General features: G+C 42.6%; 19 protein-coding genes. 11 read left to right on the top strand and 8 right to left on the bottom strand.

Annotation, left to right across the window (positions count from 1 at the left end):
• Positions 1-34 precede the first annotated feature (34 nt).
• Positions 35-1,489, bottom strand: a complete 1,455-nt coding sequence (locus V7K41_RS16545; RefSeq protein WP_334849780.1) for an MFS transporter — start codon at positions 1,487-1,489, stop codon at positions 35-37.
• Between the two features lie 226 nt (positions 1,490-1,715).
• On the opposite strand from V7K41_RS16545, the gene V7K41_RS16540 reads away from it, so the two are divergent.
• The gene (locus V7K41_RS16540; RefSeq protein WP_334849786.1) at positions 1,716-2,936 is read left to right on the top strand and encodes an ABC transporter substrate-binding protein; all 1,221 of its coding nucleotides are present in this window, start codon (positions 1,716-1,718) and stop codon (positions 2,934-2,936) included.
• A gap of 212 nt (positions 2,937-3,148) precedes the next feature.
• On the opposite strand, the gene V7K41_RS16535 is transcribed toward V7K41_RS16540, so the two are convergent.
• A complete protein-coding gene (locus V7K41_RS16535) occupies positions 3,149-3,541 on the bottom strand; it encodes a type II toxin-antitoxin system VapC family toxin (protein ID WP_334849778.1) in 393 nt (130 codons plus the stop codon).
• Positions 3,538-3,783: a type II toxin-antitoxin system Phd/YefM family antitoxin gene (locus tag V7K41_RS16530; RefSeq protein WP_334849777.1), complete on the bottom strand. Its 246-nt coding sequence runs from the start codon at positions 3,781-3,783 to the stop codon at positions 3,538-3,540. Before V7K41_RS16530 ends, V7K41_RS16535 begins: the two co-directional genes overlap by 4 nt.
• A 31-nt stretch (positions 3,784-3,814) precedes the next feature.
• Between V7K41_RS16530 and V7K41_RS32910 the strand changes: the two genes are divergently transcribed.
• Together V7K41_RS32910 and V7K41_RS16520 are read left to right on the top strand one after the other, a co-directional pair.
• On the top strand, positions 3,815-3,946 hold the full coding sequence (locus V7K41_RS32910; RefSeq protein ID WP_442943205.1) for a hypothetical protein: 132 nt from the start codon (positions 3,815-3,817) through the stop codon (positions 3,944-3,946).
• A 104-nt stretch (positions 3,947-4,050) separates the two neighbouring features.
• Positions 4,051-4,962: a proline iminopeptidase-family hydrolase gene (locus tag V7K41_RS16520; protein ID WP_334849776.1), complete on the top strand. Its 912-nt coding sequence runs from the start codon at positions 4,051-4,053 to the stop codon at positions 4,960-4,962.
• Here V7K41_RS16520 and V7K41_RS16515 read toward each other — a convergent pair.
• The 3 genes from V7K41_RS16515 to V7K41_RS16505 all read right to left on the bottom strand — a co-directional run bounded on the left by V7K41_RS16515 (position 4,953) and on the right by V7K41_RS16505 (position 6,183).
• Positions 4,953-5,255, bottom strand: coding sequence for a type II toxin-antitoxin system VapC family toxin (locus tag V7K41_RS16515; RefSeq protein ID WP_334849774.1), 303 nt, complete (start codon positions 5,253-5,255; stop codon positions 4,953-4,955). The genes V7K41_RS16520 and V7K41_RS16515 overlap by 10 nt on opposite strands.
• Positions 5,256-5,561 carry a hypothetical protein gene (locus V7K41_RS16510; RefSeq protein WP_334849772.1) on the bottom strand — a complete coding sequence of 102 codons (306 nt, stop codon included), beginning with the start codon at positions 5,559-5,561 and terminating at the stop codon, positions 5,256-5,258.
• Between the two features lie 343 nt (positions 5,562-5,904).
• On the bottom strand, positions 5,905-6,183 hold the full coding sequence (locus V7K41_RS16505) for a hypothetical protein (protein WP_334849771.1): 279 nt from the start codon (positions 6,181-6,183) through the stop codon (positions 5,905-5,907).
• Positions 6,184-6,396: 213 nt separating this feature from the next.
• Here V7K41_RS16505 and V7K41_RS16500 point away from each other — a divergent pair, with 213 nt between their 5' ends.
• The 6 genes from V7K41_RS16500 (at position 6,397) to petJ (ending at position 10,398) form a co-directional block, all read left to right on the top strand.
• Positions 6,397-7,305, top strand: a complete 909-nt coding sequence (locus V7K41_RS16500; RefSeq protein WP_334849769.1) for a carbohydrate ABC transporter permease — start codon at positions 6,397-6,399, stop codon at positions 7,303-7,305.
• Positions 7,302-8,138 (top strand): carbohydrate ABC transporter permease, encoded by an 837-nt coding sequence (locus V7K41_RS16495; RefSeq protein ID WP_334849767.1) that lies wholly within the window; start codon positions 7,302-7,304, stop codon positions 8,136-8,138. The genes V7K41_RS16500 and V7K41_RS16495 overlap by 4 nt, the downstream gene beginning before the upstream one ends.
• Before the next feature lie 157 nt (positions 8,139-8,295).
• The gene (locus V7K41_RS16490; protein ID WP_334849765.1) at positions 8,296-8,511 is read left to right on the top strand and encodes a hypothetical protein; all 216 of its coding nucleotides are present in this window, start codon (positions 8,296-8,298) and stop codon (positions 8,509-8,511) included.
• Between the two features lie 128 nt (positions 8,512-8,639).
• Positions 8,640-9,131 (top strand): photosystem II cytochrome c-550, encoded by a 492-nt coding sequence (psbV, locus tag V7K41_RS16485; protein ID WP_104908421.1) that lies wholly within the window; start codon positions 8,640-8,642, stop codon positions 9,129-9,131.
• Positions 9,132-9,388: 257 nt separating this feature from the next.
• The gene (gene petE / locus V7K41_RS16480; RefSeq protein ID WP_334849763.1) at positions 9,389-9,805 is read left to right on the top strand and encodes a plastocyanin; all 417 of its coding nucleotides are present in this window, start codon (positions 9,389-9,391) and stop codon (positions 9,803-9,805) included.
• Positions 9,806-10,053: 248 nt separating this feature from the next.
• Positions 10,054-10,398 (top strand): cytochrome c6 PetJ, encoded by a 345-nt coding sequence (gene petJ, locus V7K41_RS16475; RefSeq protein ID WP_334849761.1) that lies wholly within the window; start codon positions 10,054-10,056, stop codon positions 10,396-10,398.
• Between the two features lie 569 nt (positions 10,399-10,967).
• On the opposite strand, the gene V7K41_RS16470 is transcribed toward petJ, so the two are convergent.
• Positions 10,968-12,476: a hypothetical protein gene (locus V7K41_RS16470; RefSeq protein ID WP_334849759.1), complete on the bottom strand. Its 1,509-nt coding sequence runs from the start codon at positions 12,474-12,476 to the stop codon at positions 10,968-10,970.
• Between the two features lie 611 nt (positions 12,477-13,087).
• Here V7K41_RS16470 and V7K41_RS16465 point away from each other — a divergent pair.
• Both V7K41_RS16465 and V7K41_RS16460 read left to right on the top strand, forming a co-directional pair.
• Positions 13,088-13,783 carry an esterase/lipase family protein gene (locus V7K41_RS16465; RefSeq protein WP_334849758.1) on the top strand — a complete coding sequence of 232 codons (696 nt, stop codon included), beginning with the start codon at positions 13,088-13,090 and terminating at the stop codon, positions 13,781-13,783.
• Between the two features lie 100 nt (positions 13,784-13,883).
• Positions 13,884-14,510, top strand: coding sequence for a cytochrome b N-terminal domain-containing protein (locus tag V7K41_RS16460; RefSeq protein ID WP_334849756.1), 627 nt, complete (start codon positions 13,884-13,886; stop codon positions 14,508-14,510).
• 329 nt (positions 14,511-14,839) lie between these two features.
• Here the strand turns inward: V7K41_RS16460 and V7K41_RS16455 are convergent, their stop codons facing one another.
• A complete protein-coding gene (locus tag V7K41_RS16455) occupies positions 14,840-16,759 on the bottom strand; it encodes a cation:proton antiporter (RefSeq protein ID WP_334849754.1) in 1,920 nt (639 codons plus the stop codon).
• Positions 16,760-16,847 lie beyond the last annotated feature (88 nt).

Genomic DNA, 16,847 nt, shown 5'->3' with positions numbered 1-16,847 from the left:
GGGAAAAAATACTACCTTATCCTCCTTATCTCCCTCATGCTCTGCCTGGCTCTTGAAGAAACATGAGTGGAACAAGGGCTACTAATCGGAATAGACCAGAGAGGGCAAACAAGCCTAGTAAGCCTCCAGACTGAGCAAATTGGACGAGAAAGCTGCCTATAGTTGTGCCTAGAGCACCACTCGCTCCAGCAACGGCAGCTGCGATCGCAAAATAGATAGACTGATTTTTAATTGGTGCGATTGCCAATTGTATATTGTTGCTGCACAAGTCAATTGCCGCCCAAGTACCTCCAGTCAAGATGTGTAGTAGTGGCAACCACAACCAGATGTCAAGGCGATTAACACCAATCCCCAGCCAAAGCAGTGGTGTGGCTGCAACCAAAATTCCAACACAGATGAGGATGGGACGATTGCCTATCTTGTCTGCTAATTTTCCCCACAATATGAGCATCAGCAAAGTCGCCCCCGCCTGAAGACTGTTGTAGATAGTCACGTAGCTTACGTCTAAATCCAGCGTGTCGAGCATATAGAGGTTAAAAAAAGGACTGCTGAGGTTAACAGCCAGCGTCCAAAAGCTGAAATACAGCAGAAACCTCAAAAAGTTAGAGTTTTTCCAGATGCTGTTATCTAATTGGTTTTGTGGAGTAGGTATATATGGTTGACAATTAGATTCAGGTACAGTACTCGCTTCATCTTTTACAACCTCTGTCTGAATCTCACTTGTTTGAGGAAACTTGCCAGAACAAGTGTTTTGCGTAGCTTGCTGCCGTAGGCATCGCGGATTCATATCCACCTGGAAATATTGACACCCCAATCCCACAATCCCAAACACAATGCCTACCAGTAGAACTACCCCATAACCTTGTAGAGATCCCCCATACCAATGCGATACAACTAGACCGGCCATTGGTACACAAACTAAATTAGTTAGACTAGCGGCACTATTGCGTGTTCCAAAATACCTGCCTCGTAATCGCCGGGGAACTATCATTGCCACCCAACTTAGCCACGATGGGCTTCCTAGTCCTCCCAAAAGATTGCTGAATAGAACAATCAAGAGTGTCAATATTACTAACTGGTGAGGATTAAACACTCCCCAGCTGACGCTTGCAATACCAATTACTAAAACTAGCCATAGCAGCCGACCAATTCCGTGTGTCCGAAGAGAATATTGAAAGCGGCTGGTGCTGCGTTCAGACAAGTAAGCACCCAACGGCTGAATGAGATTGACCAACATGGGAATAGAGGACAGCATCCCAAATACCACTGGACTAGCACCCAATTCCACCAAGAAATTGCTGAGTAAAATCCCGCCAGTTCCCAGAGAGTAAACCGATGCTAAGACAGAATCCGCAGTGGAAGCTTTTAAACTAGTGCGAATAGTATCCTTGGGAATTCGAGAGTTTGAAGAGATTGCTGTTGGTGGTGAGGCAATCTGGGTAAATTCCAGGGTCAGTGGCGCAGTTGTTTCAATCTGAACAGAATCCATCAACATAGATTATGGGTGAAGTATCCTCGGTTAAATCAGGTTGCAAAGGAACTCAGTATGCTTTAATTAGCATTGCTGATGATTTTTCGTTATTTTAGCTTGCAATTTTCAACCAAAATTTCAAATAAGTAAAATATCATTCCTTAATAGCCAAGGTATAAGCGAAAAAAGAGAATATTATTTGTTTGTGAACAATAAAGGATTATTTAATTTTTTGGCATTGGTGATGGCGATCGCGATCGCTATTATTGCTTGTCACAGCCTACAATTGCCAAGCAAACCCTTAGCATCTACCGCAGTCACCATCAAACTTAGCGGTTGGGGAGGCAATCTTGTTGAGCAAAAACTTTTGCAACAGGTACTGCTAGACTTTGAGGCACAGCATCCAAATATTAAGGTCAAATATGAGGCGATTTCTGACCAATACATGGATGTGCTCAAAACTCGTCTGGTTGGGGAAGCAGCGCCTGATGTCTTTTATCTGGAGTCGGTGGAAGCTCCTTTTTTGATGAGTCAAAATGTTCTCGAACCGCTAGAAGCTTACATTACCCCTGAATTTGACCTAGCGGACTTCGAGGATAGCCTACTTGACAGCTTCAAATACCAGAACCATATTTATGGTCTTCCTAAAGACTATTCCACCCTTGCCCTGTTTTATAACAAAAAAGCCTTTGCTGCCGCAGGCTTGAGTAATCCGCCAGCTACTTGGGATGAACTACGCACTTACTCTAAGCAATTGACAGGCAAACTTAACAGATACGGCTTTGGAGAAAACCCCGACTTAGCACGTCAGGTTTATAAAATTAAAGCCTTTGGTGGGCAACTCGTTGACCAAAATAGTTATGCTACCTTTGCCAGTGAGGCAAGTTTACAGGGTTTAGAGTTAGTGATAGATCAGTATCAAAAAGACCGCTCCTCTGCTCAAAAATCTGATGTTGGCACAAACTCAGGTAGTGAAATGTTTGGTCAAGGCAAGGTGGCAATGGTGATTGAAGGTAACTGGGCAATTCCTTACTTAACTCAAACCTTTCCCCAACTTGAGTTTGCTACCGTCCAAGTACCTACTATTAATAAAAAAAAAGGCACAATGCTGTTGACTGTTGCCTACGTGATGAACAAGCAAGCACAGCACAAAGCCGAAGCTTGGGAGTTGATTTCTTATCTCACGGGTAAAGTAGGGATGCAGAAGTGGACAGGAACAGGGTTTGCTTTGCCAACACGTAAATCAGTAGCAAAAAATTTGGGTTATGACCAAGACCCATTGCGATCGCCATTAGTAGCGGGTGTTGATTATGCTACACCGTGGCAAGTAGGTCAGTATCCAGCTGCGATCGTGAATAATTTTGATAACCAGTTTGTCAGCGCCTTATTGGGACAACAACCATTAAAGCAGGCGATGCTGAAGGCAGAGAATGAAGCTAATCAACAGATTAAGACGATGGAGTAAGTAATCTTTCTTAGGGACTTCCAAATAAAAAAATATTCTAAAACTGACGCAAAAATCCTCTTAATCTCTCCTCTCTCTGTGTTCTCTGCACAGCAGTTGCTTCTCCTGTCGGAGACGCTACGCGAACAAGTCGGGCATTGCCCGCCCAACGCACTGCCTCGTCTCTGTGGTTCGTTTTTTGAGATAATTTATTTCTTGGAAATCCCTTACCTCTACCAAATCACTTCTGAGTAGAAATTTGCTATCTCTTTATCAGATGTAATTATTCCAGCTTGATTACTTTTGGCTATTGCAACGACAACTCGATCTACTGGGTCTCGATGACCCCATTCTAAATTGACACTTTCCATCCAAATACTTTCATCAATAGGTACAATCTGAACGGTACTAGACTTTTTTAGCCTTACTACGTACTCGTTAAGATTGACTCCTAAATCTAGTTTTTGATTTTTGATTTTTATCGCAATTTCCCATATAGCTATGGACGGGACAAAACCATTTTTATCCCTTTCCATGTAGTTGCACGCTTCTTTGGCTTGTTCAGAAAGTTTGGCTGGATCTAAACTCCACCAGATTAGGGCACAAGTGTCAAGGACTATCTTCACAATTGTGTCCATTCCTCAGTGGTTGGTGTAGTTAAATCCTCAAAGTACTTCACTTTACCGCGCATCTCCCCAAATAATTCTTCTGTTGAAGGTGTTTGTGCGTATTTGGAAATTTTCACAACTGGCTTACCGCGATCAGTAACTACAATTTCTTCTCCCTCTGACTCTACAAGTCGTAAGAACTCAAGAAGCTGAGATTTAAGTTTACTTTTGGAAATTGATTTCATAATAACCATAGTCATGACTATAGTCATATTCTAATAGGACATAGCATTGGTTCTCACTTGCTTGCAATACAAATGCTCAATATTTCCCGCCTATGACCAAGACTTACTGCGATCGCCATTAGTGGCGGGAGTTAATAACTTTGATAACCAGTTTGTCAGCGCCTTGTTGTGGCAATAACCATGAAAGCAGGTGATGGTGGGAGGACAGAATGATGCTAATCAGCAGATCAAGGGGATGGAGTAATTACGTATACTTATTTAAAAAGTAAAAATATTAACTCCATGAGTACAATTTCTGCCATTGAAGATTTTATTTCATTCCGTAGTAATCAGGTATGGTATCGCATCGTTAAACCAGACCAAGAAGATTCTCAAAAGCTACCACTGCTGTGTCTTCACGGAGGCCCAGGAGTACCCCACGACTACTTGGAACCATTAGAAGCGTTGGCTTCGCCCGCCGCAGGCATCGCCACAACCGGACGCAGGGTGATTTTTTACGATCAATTAGGGTGTGGTAATAGCGATCGCCCCACAGACCCCAACTTATATTCTATTGATTTGTTCAAAGAAGAACTCTTCGCCGTCCGCAGTGCCTTAAATTTAGACCAAATTCATCTTTTTGGACAATCATGGGGCGGTTGTTTAGCATTGGAACATGCCCTTTCTCAACCTACTGGATTAGCCAGTCTCGTTCTAGCTAGCACACCTTCTAGTATTCAACAATTTGTCACTGAAGCTTATAGCCTGATGAATGAGCTACCAATCGAAGTGCAAGAGGTCATTCGTAAACACGAAGCCGATGGTACTACTCAAGACCCCGAATACAAAGAGGCAATGGAGGTATTCAATCATTCTTTTCTTTGCCGAGTAGACCCTTGGCCCAGCAGTTTAACTAGAGCCTACAGTAAAGTTGGTACAGAATTTCGGGGTGCTGGCAAAATCATCGACTGGAATATTGAAGACCGCCTTGGTGAAATTATCGTGCCTACACTGCTGCTTTCAGGTCGCTACGATGAAGTTACGCCCACTTGTGTCAAAACAGTTCACCAAGGTATTTCTGGCTCTGAGTGGGCACTGTTTGAAAACAGTTCACACATGCCTCATCTTGAAGAGACAGAAAGATTCTTGCAAGTCTTAGAAGACTTTTTGAATCGTGTTGAAGGTCATACGGATCGATCTATTTCTTACTCTTGAGACTCAACCTTTTCGTCCCATTCCTGGTAAATTGCCTCACTATTTAGTAACAATGGAGACAACGCTTTTAAGCAATTCACTTCTGTCTGTGTTTCTGCCACACTACGCCCTAAACCATTTCGCTCGGTTGGGCATGTGTAGACGTTCCAAAATTCAATCAAGTTTTGCGGTACGAAGTGCAATTGTTCGCCGCGATCGCGTAACGTCCTGATAGCATTGGTGGCATCTGGGTTCATCGGATGGCTAAGGTCTACACTCCTCAACAAGACATTAGTATCTACAAGGTAAGGCACTTAACCTCGTTCTCCATAAATACTTTCGCGGCTAATGGCTTCATCAGAAAGCGATGGGAGGTTAAGCTCTCGGTGGCTCTCCACCCACTCAGTAAATGCTGCTACCCACTCAGTAGGGCTTGCAGTTTCATAGAAAGGGCGTTCCTCGTCAGCTTGCACTAGCCGCTCAAGCATGGTATCCAGGTGAGGTTTAATTTCGGATGGACTGCGCTTGGAAATCTTCGCCAACAAAAACGTAATTGTCTCAATGTCCTCACTATGAGATTGTTCTAACTCATTCAGATTAGGTTTTGCTTGAGTGTTCATAGTCTGTTGATCATCACCATTTAAGTTAATGTCTTAATTCTCAGCTTACTAATAAATTCTTCTTCCTACTTATCTACAATAAAACTTGTAAACATTTAAATATATTAGGACTTACGCAAAATATCTCTCAAACTCTGATTTCTCTGTGTCCTCTGCGCCTCTGCGGTTCGTTATTCCGTAACTCGTGCGTAAGTCCTATATATTATAGACAAGTTGAGATGTAGGCGATCGCTATTACTCCTATACTTATTAGCAGCAGTTTTCGAGTAAAATCTCCTAATATTCCTAAAGTTATTTTTCCAAAACTGCCAAAACAGCGAGCACCATTTTTATGAGGTTCTTACTAATCCAAAGCCCATTCTAATTTCAGAGTTTCTAACTTAGGATTTTTCACACTCATTCTCTTACACTCTTCCAAAAATTCCTTGACTTGTTCTTCGTTAAGACTTAAGCTGCTATCTTGCAGATTATTGATATAAGTAATCATATCTGAAGTTGTTAAAGCTGAACTGATTTCTTCTAGAAGAATAGCATTTCTAACTTCCCGACAAACTAACTCAATATCTGATGAAGTAAATCTCACACTTTTATCTGCTAAAATTTCAAAGTTGATTAGCTGCATCCCCAAAGAAACTAAATACTAAATATATAGTTCCCTAAGTTACATCTTTAGCTAACTCACACAAGCGACGTCTTTTGACTCGCCGCTTTGGATCTTTTCCAAAGATAGAGACTCATTTAATGAGGTTAAATCTTTTTTGACAGGAGTACGATAAAATCATGCACTACCCATCGCTACAGCCGGGTTAGTGCGGGATTAGATGGAGGTTCAATAATGTTTGAAATTAGCCGGCGCCGGAGTAACCCCAGGTGGAACATTACAGAAGACTTGGCTGGGTATATGTTCATGATGCCCACCATTTTAGTTTTGGGAACTTTTGTAGTCTTACCTATTCTCTACGCCGTTTTTCTTTCCTTGCAAAAAGTCCAACTTCTTGGCGGTATTGAGTACGAGTTCATCGGTTTTCGGAACTTCACGCGATTAGCTGAAGATGAAAGGGTTTGGATTGCTTTGAGAAACACAGCCGAATATGTAGCTATTGTTGTGCCAACTCAAACAGTCTTAGCTTTAATTCTGGCGGTAACTCTCAATTCTGGGATTCGCGGTAAAAATTGGTGGCGCATCCTCTACTTTTTACCCACAGTCACTTCTTCAGCAGTGCTAACGCTAATCTTCATGTGGATTTATAACACTGATGGGCTACTAAACGATTTTCTCGCTTTTGTGGGGCTACCTACTTATAACTGGTTGGGCGATCCAGCAGTTGCGCTCAAAGGCATTATGCTTATGAACATTTGGTCAACCGCGCCGTTTTTTATGGTGATTTATCTGGCGGCGTTACAAGATATACCCCAAACACTTTATGAGGCGGCGGAACTCGATGGTGCAAATGGGTGGCAGCAATTTATCCGCATTACTCTTCCCCTGCTTGCGCCTGTAACCTTCTTTGTGGTAGCTGTGGGGGTAATTGGCACTTTTCAACTTTTTGACCAGTCTTACATCTTCTCTGGCGGTACTGGCGGGCCAAACAACGCTACCTTAACTGTGGTGCTGCTGATTTATCAAGCTGTATTTCGGAATTTACAAATGGGATATGCAGCTGCGATCGCATTTTTGTTAACAGCAGTCATCATTACCATCACTTTGATTCAGCGGCGACTTTTCGGAGGCGAACGAATTTGACTAACACCTCTGGCTTATCCTGGCTCAAAGCCCTGTTGTACATCTTACTGACACTCTATGCCATTATTACCCTAATTCCCTTTCTCTGGGCACTTTCAGCATCATTTAAGTCTCTAACAGAGATTGTCAGTGGTGAACCCAACTTTCTCCCCAAGAATTTTACTTTTGACAACTACAGGCAAATCTTTCTCCAAGAACCGCTATTTTGGCGTTGGTTGTTCAACAGTGTAGCGATCGCCGTCAGCGTTACGCTTTTAAACTTGTTGTTAAATTCAATGGCTGGTTATGCCCTGGCAAGACTGCGCTTTGTGGGCAAGCGCTTTTGGTTCTTCCTAATTTTGGCAGTACTAGCAGTACCGACGCAAATCACCCTGATTCCGACATTTTTGATTTTAAAAGCGATCGGCTGGCTAAATTCTTACCAAGGCATGATTGTTCCTAGCATGGTTAATGCCACTTTTATCTTCATGATGCGGCAGTTTTTCGTTAATTTTCCTAAAGAACTAGAAGAAGCAGCTCAACTCGATGGCTTAAATACTTTTGGAATTTTTCGACACATTGTCTTACCTTTGGCAAAACCAGCACTAGCAGCACAGGCAGTTTTTGTGTTCATGGGGAGTTGGAATAATTTTTTACTGCCTATAGTTATCCTATTTGACCCAGAAATGTTTACCCTTCCTTTGGGGCTGAACACTTTCAAAGGTCAATACATCAGCTATTGGAACTACATTATGGCGGCTTCTATGGTCTTTACCCTGCCAGCTTTAGGCATTTATGCCTTTTTTAATCGTTACTTTATTCAAAGCGTTACCTTTACCGGGGGAAAAGGTTAATAGGCATTGGGCATTGGGTATTGGGCGTTATTCCTCTTGTCTCCTTTGTCTCCCATGTTCCCATTCCCCAAACAGTATTTTGGGCGATAAATTGCACTCCTAACGTGATATTGGTATTACAGAGACTCAATCTCTATCTATCAGTAAAACAAGCATTATGGGTTTTGCAGACCTATCGATCGCAGAGATAGCAGCCGACTACAGCATTCCTGTAGAAAAAGTGTTTTCTCTGTGCAACCAACTGGGAATCGCCTACAAACACCAAAAGACCCGTTTGGCGTTAGAAGATGCAAAGGCAATTATTTCCCAAATATCGTCTGAAATACGCCCAAAAGGTACTAGCGACTCACTGGGTGATAACGAAGTCATCTAAAGGGCTATCTCGGCTTTGGCTAATCACTGATAGCTAATGACAAACAATGAGTCATTAGCAATTAGCAGCTTGGAGATTGAGAATCGCGTTCTTAGCTGTGTTGAGCGTCAAAATCTTTAAGGGGAAACATGTTTATAAGACTAATTGGCGTTGTTGTGGCTACTGTTTTACTTTCGTTTCAGTTGATTGTCGGTAGCGCGACAGCAGTGGAACTGGACAAAGCTACCCGAACAGTGCCATTAAATACTCAGGGTGATACCGTTGTACTCAGCCTTAAACAAGTCAAAGAAGGCAAACGCTTATTTAATTACGCTTGCGCCCAATGTCATGCTGGTGGAGTTACCAAGACAAACCAAAACGTGGGACTCACTCCAGAGGACTTGGCACTAGCAACACCTAACCGTAACAACATTGAAGGTTTAGTAGATTACCTAAAAAATCCCACTACTTACGACGGGGAAGAAGAGATTTCCGAAATACACCCCAGTCTCAAAAGCGCAGATATTTTCACAGCAGTGCGAAATCTGACGGATGATGACTTGGAAGCGATCGCCGGTCATATTCTCTTACAACCCAAAATCGTTGGTACTAAGTGGGGAGGCGGGAAAATCTATTACTAAATCCCGGAGTTGAATCATTGGGAATAGGGCATTGGGCATCGGGAATAGGGCATTGGGAAGAATTTAGTCCCCATTCCCCATTCCCCATTCCCCATTCCCTATTCCCCACTTGCTACTTATTGGACAGCTGGACAGCTTTTTGCAATAAATTGCTCTCCATTCTTAAAAAAAAAATTGATCTATGACAGATTGTCATATTTGGTGTTGATTTTATTTAAAATGAAAAAGGGAAAAAAATTGTTTGTTAGGAGAGAGCTATGAAATTAATTTCGGCAAGCTGGCGACGCCTTAGTTTAGCTGTATTGACAATCCTTTTAGTTGTTAGCAGCTTTGCTGTTTTTACTCCCAGTGCTTCGGCTGAAACCTACAAGGTGAAATTGGGTAGCGATAAAGGAATGCTAGCATTTGAACCGAAAAAGTTGAGCATCAAAGCAGGTGACACAATTGAATGGGTGAACAATAAAGTTCCTCCCCATAATGTAGTGTTTGATCCTGCCAAAAACCCCTCTAAGAGCGCTGATTTAGCTAAATCTCTGTCTCATAAGAAGTTGCTCATGAGTCCCGGTCAAAAGGAAACAACCACTTTTGCAGCAGACGCACCTGCTGGTGACTACACCTTCTACTGTGAACCTCATCGTGGTGCTGGTATGGTTGGTACAATCACTGTCCAATAGCTAGAAACACCAGCGTTTGACACGAGATGATTACTCAGTGAAATTAGCTCATCGCCACACGCTACACTCCTAGAGTGACGCACAAAATACACAAATGGCGGTAACGAGTCCTATCCTTACCTAAGACGCTAAACAATCTGTAGCGATCGAGGAGTGAACTCGTTACCGCCAATTTTGATCAAATTTGACTTAATCAAGGATTAATCGCGTTTATACTCTTGCTGGAGGCTTGTTGCGAGGAAACTCTGTTGAGAATACTTTTATTAATTCTACTGTCAACGATCGCCCTATTCAAATTTACATTCATTAGTCCAGCACTAGCTGCCGAAACATCCAACGGTGCTAAAATTTTCGAGGCTAACTGCGCTTCTTGCCATATAGGTGGCGGTAACATCCTTATCAGCCAGAAAACCTTGAAAAAGGAAGCATTGTCAAAGTACCTAGAAAATTACAATCAAGATTCAATCCAGGCAATTATTCACCAAGTGCAAAATGGTAAAAATGCCATGCCTGCCTTTAAAAATAAGTTAAGTTCTGAGGAGATTCTGGAGGTAGCTGCTTACGTTTTTCACAATGCAGAACAAGGCTGGTAAAGTGCCTATATCATCTAGTTTTTGTGGTGTGAGCGTTTGCTTATCTTTAATTACTAGCCAGCTAGGCGCTCATCCCAAAACATTGGAGAATATTATTTGTTGGAAATCCCTGAGTGCATTTCCTTCTTGGAAGCTTTTAACGAACTTCTAAGTTAAGTATTATGTATGACGAACTAGCGATCGCTAGTTCGTCAACTAGTAAAAACAATATTTTAAACCCAAAACCCTGATGTAGAGACGCGATTTATCGCGTCTTAAAAGACCAATTATCTACACCAATAGATATCTTGCACGAATACAAAACTAGCCCTCATCCCCCAACCCCTTCTCCCAAAATTGGGAGAAGGGGAGACAATTTCAAAGTCCCTCTCCCAAGCTTGGGAGAGGGATTTAGGGTGAGGGCTTTTGATTCATCCAAGAAGTCTAATAACTTTTAACCCAAGCGTATTGTATTTTAAACAAGACTCATGCAAACAATAGTCGAAAAGAATGATTTTCAGGTAGGTAAAAGGCCCTGGAGTACCCTCAGGGCCTTTTACCTACCTGAATCCAAAATCATCAGCAGGTGATTATTTTTCTGAATTAGACTTTTGTCTGCTTTCCTTAACTTCGCGCAACCGTTCTACTAATTTTTTATCCGATTCAGCAGCAGATGTAGACTGGCCCTGATTGATTTTCGGCAACAATAACGGTTCAGAAGTAGTAGCTGCCGATGAAGGCGTAGGCTGGTTATTTTTAATTTGCAGTTCAGATAATGGTTTGGGAGTAGCTGCTGGTGCAGTTAATGGTTTGAGAGTACCTGTTGGTGAGGACGTAGGCGGGTTATTTCTGATTTGTAAATTAGGTAATGGTTTAAAAGTAGCTGCTGGTGAGGGGTTAATCTGATTGTTATTGATTCCCGGTGCAGATAATGACGAGGGCTTTTGCTCTTGATTAATTCCCGTAAGATTGCTCGTGCTGTTTTGGAAACGTAGGTTGAATGGATAGGAACTAATCTGTTTATCTCCCTTGGGGGATTGCTTGTTGAAGTATTGCCTTGCTTTTAATTGCAATTCCGGGGAAATTAACTTGTCTTGAAATTTGATATCTAAGACCTTACCATCAGGATCTACAACCAATACACCCAAAACAGCACCTTCAAGATTTGACTTATCCGTGGATAATGTTTGGCGGATGACTGGTTTTTGTTCAGCGTTAGGGTATTGTTGCTGGACTTCCTTTCTCAGGTTGGCGTAGGAGTCTAGCTGTGCAATTGCCTGTTGGGTTCCCTTCGCCGATAAATCTGCTGTTTGTAGCGTGCTTCCCCTAGTTCCAATTAAAGTATTCCCATTGCTTGGAGCTTGTTTTAGAGAATTTATCAGCGGGTTTTGAGCAATTCTAGACGACGCATTATTATTAATCGGTTGCGTCATTGGCTGAGAAGTCGTATTTACCTGCGCTGTTGCAACGGGGGTAGTGTCAGATAAAATAGGAGGCTGGGCATTCCGCAGAATATCATCAGGTATTTGCTGCGACTGCAATTCTGGCAACCTATTTACAGCCAGCGGCTTAGATGGCTCGTATTTGGCAACGCTCTCACTCACATTCACACGAGGAACTGGCCGAGAGAATCTGGCGCTGGTATTAAATTTAGAACTATCAAATTTAGACGCGTCAAACCGCAAATTATCACTAGGAATCATCCGCAAAGACTGCCTTGTGGGCAAGGAGGAGACTCGATAGTTATTCGATGATGCCGGTAGCGGAGGTAATATCAGCTGACTCGATGATGATGGCGCTAATGGGGTTAATCCCGGTTGGACGCTAAAGTTTGGAGCAGCAAGTGGGGCGACTGGAGGTAATTGTTGTAAACCAATTTGGGGTGTGCTTTGCGGCAAACGGTTTTGGTCTGCTTGGCTCAATTCCAAAAGTCCAACTGTTTTAGATGATGCTGTTTCTTTGGGCTTGTTAGACTCCATCGGCATCAATGGTACGATCATGGCGATCGCACCGTGGATACCAAGGGAGGCTATAGCTGCTATCCCAATTGGCTGGCTTAAGATTTCTGGTATATTTTTCAGCAGGGAGACGTAAGACATAGCTTTTATCGTTCACTCACTCAGTTGCAGTTGACTAGCGATTTTCTTTTTTCGATATGGCAATATCTTGCAAGATATGCGTTCTTCATAAGAAAATAATAACTTCCTCTGCTGGCAATCAAAACGCTAAAATTGCCATTTATTCAAGTTTTTAATTAATGACGCTGTATCATATCTTCAAAATTCCAGCTTGATAAAGAAATATTTGAAAATTACTACTTTTGATTTTTTATTGTTATGACGCACACAATTAAAATTAATATCTGGGAGTCTTATAAAGTTTAAGTAAACGCACAAGTTTGAATACATCAAAACATCTGCCGAAGTTGCCTTGTTTTTTCAACTGTTTTTCAGTCAACTACACTTCTGTAACAGATGACACACGTGTTTGTTAGAAGACTGGGCCCTATTTGAAAATAGTACCACATTGGCAGCCCCTCAAACTGTTGCAAATTGTACAATTTTATTGACATTCTAGCCTTAAATTCCACCAAAGCTATTGGTTTTTTTCTAAGGAGTGAATCAGACGATCGCAATTCTAGCTCCTGAATCATGACTACTTCTTCGTCAAAAAAGTTCAAACCTTCAATCTTGCATCCCCAAAATTTCAAATGCCGTTACCGACAGTTATTTTGCCTGGATATTTAGAAAGTGCGATCGCTTATCGCCAGCTAGAACAATCCCTACAAAAGTTAGATTTTCCTACAGTTACAGTACCACTGCGAAGGCGTGATTGGCTCCCCACTTTGGGAGGAAGACCTGTAACCCTGATTCTGCAACAACTCGATCGTACGATTAAGCATACATTGCAGCAACATAATGCTACTCAAGTTAACTTGATTGGTCACTCAGCTGGAGGTTGGATATCCCGCATCTACATGGGAGAAAAGCCCTATTTAGGACGCGGTGATGTCAAACCATTTCTCTGGCAAGCGCATCCTTTGGTTGCTACTCTCATTACCTTGGGTACACCCCATATTAGCCAAGAACGCTGGACACGCCACAATCTAGATTTTGTCACCAATAATTACCCAGGAGCTTTTTACAAAAACGTTCGTTACGTTTGTGTAGCTGGCAAAACTATCTTTGGAGAAAGGCGGCCTGGTAGTTGGTTAGCTTACAGTAGTTACCAATTAACCTGTGGAAAGGGTAACACTTGGGGAGATGGCATCACACCTATTGAAGCTGCTCATTTGGAGGGGGCGGAAAATCTGGTAATTGAAGGTGTCAAGCATTCTCCCAGAAGTCCTGGAATTTGGTATGGCTCACCAGAACCCTTAAAAGCTTGGATGCACTATTTGATTTAAAAAACTTTATTTTTATATAATAAAAGTAAAATTTATTAAAATTTCTTAGCTAAAATTGTAATAAGAATAAATACTTACTTAAGAACAGGAGGGGTGAGCCATGCAAAGCACCCAGTTCGATCAGATTTTGCGACGAATAGCGACGATATTATCAGTCGTGATTTTGACTCTGTGTTTAATTTATATCTCTACCGGAGTAATGCTTTCTTTTTACTATGAACCGACAGCAGGCGGAGCTTATAACTCATTGAAGATGATTAATACACAACTGCCATACGGCTGGTTGTTTTGGAGAGCGCATGATATTGCTGGTAATGCGGTAATTGCGATCGCTCTAATTCAAATTGTGGTGATGTTTTTAGGTCGGCAATTTCGCAAGAGTTGGCTGGCTGCTTGGATTAGTGTGATTTTGTTAACCCTGAGTGCGATCGGGCTGGATTGGACAGCGATGATTTTAGATTGGACTCAGGAAGGGTACTGGCGTTTTAGCATTGAGTTAGGAACCATAGAAGCCATTCCTTTGATTGGTCGGCAACTGCGCGAAATCCTGACTGGTGGTGGAGCCATTAACACAATTACCGTCGAACACCTTTACACAATCCACAGTTATCTGATTTCGGTAACGACGCTAATTCTCGCCATAGTACATTTGTCTGCTTTACTCTGGCAAGAATGGCAAATGTATCAAGAAGCACCAAAACTAGAAAGCGAATTTATTCCTTCCTAAGGCTAATAAAGAGTCAAAGAAGAGGAAAAGGGGCAGGGGGCAGGAGCAGTGAGGAGAACTCCATAAATAAATTTAGGGGCTTGATTTTGAACGCATTATTTCTTGTGCTACCCATCTCGAAATAAATATTTAACATTAATAGGACTTACGCAAAAACCCTCTCAAACTCTCATTTCTCCGTGACCTCTGTGTCCTCTGTGGTTCGTTTTCCGTTACCTGTGCGTAAGTCATAATTAAGCATAAATAAATTTATTTGTTTTGGAACCCTCTACTGCTAGGAAATGACAGCATCTTCTCCCCTGCTCCCCTGCTCCCCTGCCCCATCCCCCTCATCCCCCAGGAGCCTCACTAGTAGAAAGTTGAGATAATTGGGTAAGGGATAGGTCTTCAACCTCTGGTAACTTCTCTAGAGAAAGGGGAGTGGATTGGGTAGCACCAGATAAGCGTTTTAAAAGGCTAGGTCTGGGGTCATGCAACAGATAAATAATGCGATCGCCAATTTCCCAATCTTGGTTAGCTGGTATTACCTGTAAGCGTTCTGCTCGTTCTACCAATAGCGGTATCAACACTCCAGTCCGAATTTTTTCTTGGATGCGATCGTATTGAGTCGAAAACTCCAACTCATCTAGCGTAGTTGTTCCCAACTTCACTCGCCCATCATTCAAATATTCATTCCAAGTTTTAATTGCTAAGTCTGGGATAAAAGCTTGATTAACTTTATTACTAGCTGAGGTACTCGCTTGCGGATCGCGGGGAAAAACAGCTAAGACGCGCGGGGGTTTAAATTCCTCAGCTGCTCGTTGAGCCAAAACAAAATTTACCTCACCATTACTTGTCATCGCCAAAAAAGTACCCATAGAGCCAAGTCCTGCCTCTTCTAAAACAGCAGCATCCAACGCACTGCTGGCAATAACTCGGAGATTTTGTGCCTCAGCTTGCACAAGACATTCGGGATCAGTATCAATCATCACCACATTTTCTCCCCGTTCTTGAAAGAAGCGGGCAATCAAAAGACTCAAAGGATTACAACCCACAATCACTGCTCCAGTTACATCCTTGGAGGTGATTTGCAGCCATTTAGCAACCCAGCCAGCTGTTAGCCCTTGGCAGACAACAGTCATGATAATTGTCAGGAATACTAGAGCTTTGATCGAATCACCGCCGTTAATGCCGCGTTGTGTCAACGAAATCGCAAAAAAAGAAGCTACAGAGGCAGCAACAATTCCTCTCGGAGCAACCCAGCTTAAAAACAGTTTCTGTCGCCAGTTTAAGTCACTGTTCCAGGTACACAAGAGGATATTAATCGGGCGAACGACAAACATTAGTACCAAAACAGTGAATAAACTACCCCAACCCAAAGCAAACACACTGGCAATGGATAAATCAGCAGCTAATAAGATAAATAGCACCGAGACACTGAGAATTGTCAGCTGACCCTTAAAGCTGCGTAACAGACGTTCTTCCGGGACTGAGGAGTTGGCAAAGACCGCTCCTGCAACTACTGTTGTCATTACTCCCGATTCACTGCGGATTATCTGCGATAAGGTAAACAAGCTCCAAAGTATCGCCAACACCACTAAGTTTTTTAGCTCAAATGACAGAAAACTGGCGCGTTTGAAAATCAAACTCATCAGATAACCGCCAGCACCACCAATTGCTGCTCCAACACCCAGACGTATAAGTAAACCGACGATCGCATTGATCGGGTCAGCATCGCCGTTCAAAATCGTATCGAGGACAACGAAGGCGAGGATAGCTCCTACAGGGTCAATTAAAACCCCTTCTCCTTCCAAAAGTGTTGCCACTTGTCGATCTACATTGATTTGTTTGAGCAATGGGCCAACGACGGTTGGGCCTGTCACCACGACTATGGAAGCATAGAGAAAAGCTATGTTCCAGGGAAATTCACCCAGCCAGTGAGCAGCCATACTCCCGCCAAGCAGGGTGATTAGCGTTCCGAGACTGACGAGCAATTGTAGGCTGACTGAAACTGTACCTAACTCACGCAGATCCAAGTTAAGTCCGCCTTCAAACAAAATGATTGCCGTTGCGAGGGCGACTATAACTTCCAGTCCAGTGCCTAGCGAATGGGGATGCAATAGCCCTATGCCATCAGAGCCAAACAAAATGCCCAACAGCAATAACAAAACGATGCTGGGTACACGAAGGTATGCAGCCAGCACTTGGGCGCTAATGCCTGCAAAGACAGCGATCGCCATCTGTATGGTGATTTCAAAAGATGCTTCCATGTTGTAGATTTTGAGCGATTTATTTCAAAATCTCTTGTAAAAAACCGTAGATATTAACTCTACAGGGTACAACATCATACCCTTTGTT

Origin of the sequence: Nostoc sp., assembly GCF_036917415.1 — a bacterium.
Classification (GTDB): Bacteria; Cyanobacteriota; Cyanobacteriia; order Cyanobacteriales; family Nostocaceae; genus Nostoc.
The sequence above is the reverse complement of the archived record's forward strand: the minus strand, read 5'-3'. Positions and strand labels throughout refer to the sequence as shown.

What these genes read in the sequence shown, in the direction of transcription:
- V7K41_RS16545 (WP_334849780.1), bottom strand. Translation starts at nt 1,489, where the DNA reads ATGGATTCTGTTCAGATTGAAACAACTGCGCCACTGACCCTGGAATTT.
- V7K41_RS16505 (WP_334849771.1), bottom strand. Translation starts at nt 6,183, where the DNA reads ATGCAGCTAATCAACTTTGAAATTTTAGCAGATAAAAGTGTGAGATTT.
- V7K41_RS16540 (WP_334849786.1), top strand. Translation starts at nt 1,716, where the DNA reads ATGGCGATCGCGATCGCTATTATTGCTTGTCACAGCCTACAATTGCCA.
- V7K41_RS16490 (WP_334849765.1), top strand. Translation starts at nt 8,296, where the DNA reads ATGGGTTTTGCAGACCTATCGATCGCAGAGATAGCAGCCGACTACAGC.
- V7K41_RS16465 (WP_334849758.1), top strand. Translation starts at nt 13,088, where the DNA reads ATGCCGTTACCGACAGTTATTTTGCCTGGATATTTAGAAAGTGCGATC.
- V7K41_RS16500 (WP_334849769.1), top strand. Translation starts at nt 6,397, where the DNA reads ATGTTTGAAATTAGCCGGCGCCGGAGTAACCCCAGGTGGAACATTACA.
- psbV (WP_104908421.1), top strand. Translation starts at nt 8,640, where the DNA reads ATGTTTATAAGACTAATTGGCGTTGTTGTGGCTACTGTTTTACTTTCG.
- V7K41_RS16510 (WP_334849772.1), bottom strand. Translation starts at nt 5,561, where the DNA reads ATGAACACTCAAGCAAAACCTAATCTGAATGAGTTAGAACAATCTCAT.
- petE (WP_334849763.1), top strand. Translation starts at nt 9,389, where the DNA reads ATGAAATTAATTTCGGCAAGCTGGCGACGCCTTAGTTTAGCTGTATTG.
- V7K41_RS16520 (WP_334849776.1), top strand. Translation starts at nt 4,051, where the DNA reads ATGAGTACAATTTCTGCCATTGAAGATTTTATTTCATTCCGTAGTAAT.
- V7K41_RS16470 (WP_334849759.1), bottom strand. Translation starts at nt 12,476, where the DNA reads ATGTCTTACGTCTCCCTGCTGAAAAATATACCAGAAATCTTAAGCCAG.
- V7K41_RS16460 (WP_334849756.1), top strand. Translation starts at nt 13,884, where the DNA reads ATGCAAAGCACCCAGTTCGATCAGATTTTGCGACGAATAGCGACGATA.
- V7K41_RS16530 (WP_334849777.1), bottom strand. Translation starts at nt 3,783, where the DNA reads ATGACTATGGTTATTATGAAATCAATTTCCAAAAGTAAACTTAAATCT.
- V7K41_RS16455 (WP_334849754.1), bottom strand. Translation starts at nt 16,759, where the DNA reads ATGGAAGCATCTTTTGAAATCACCATACAGATGGCGATCGCTGTCTTT.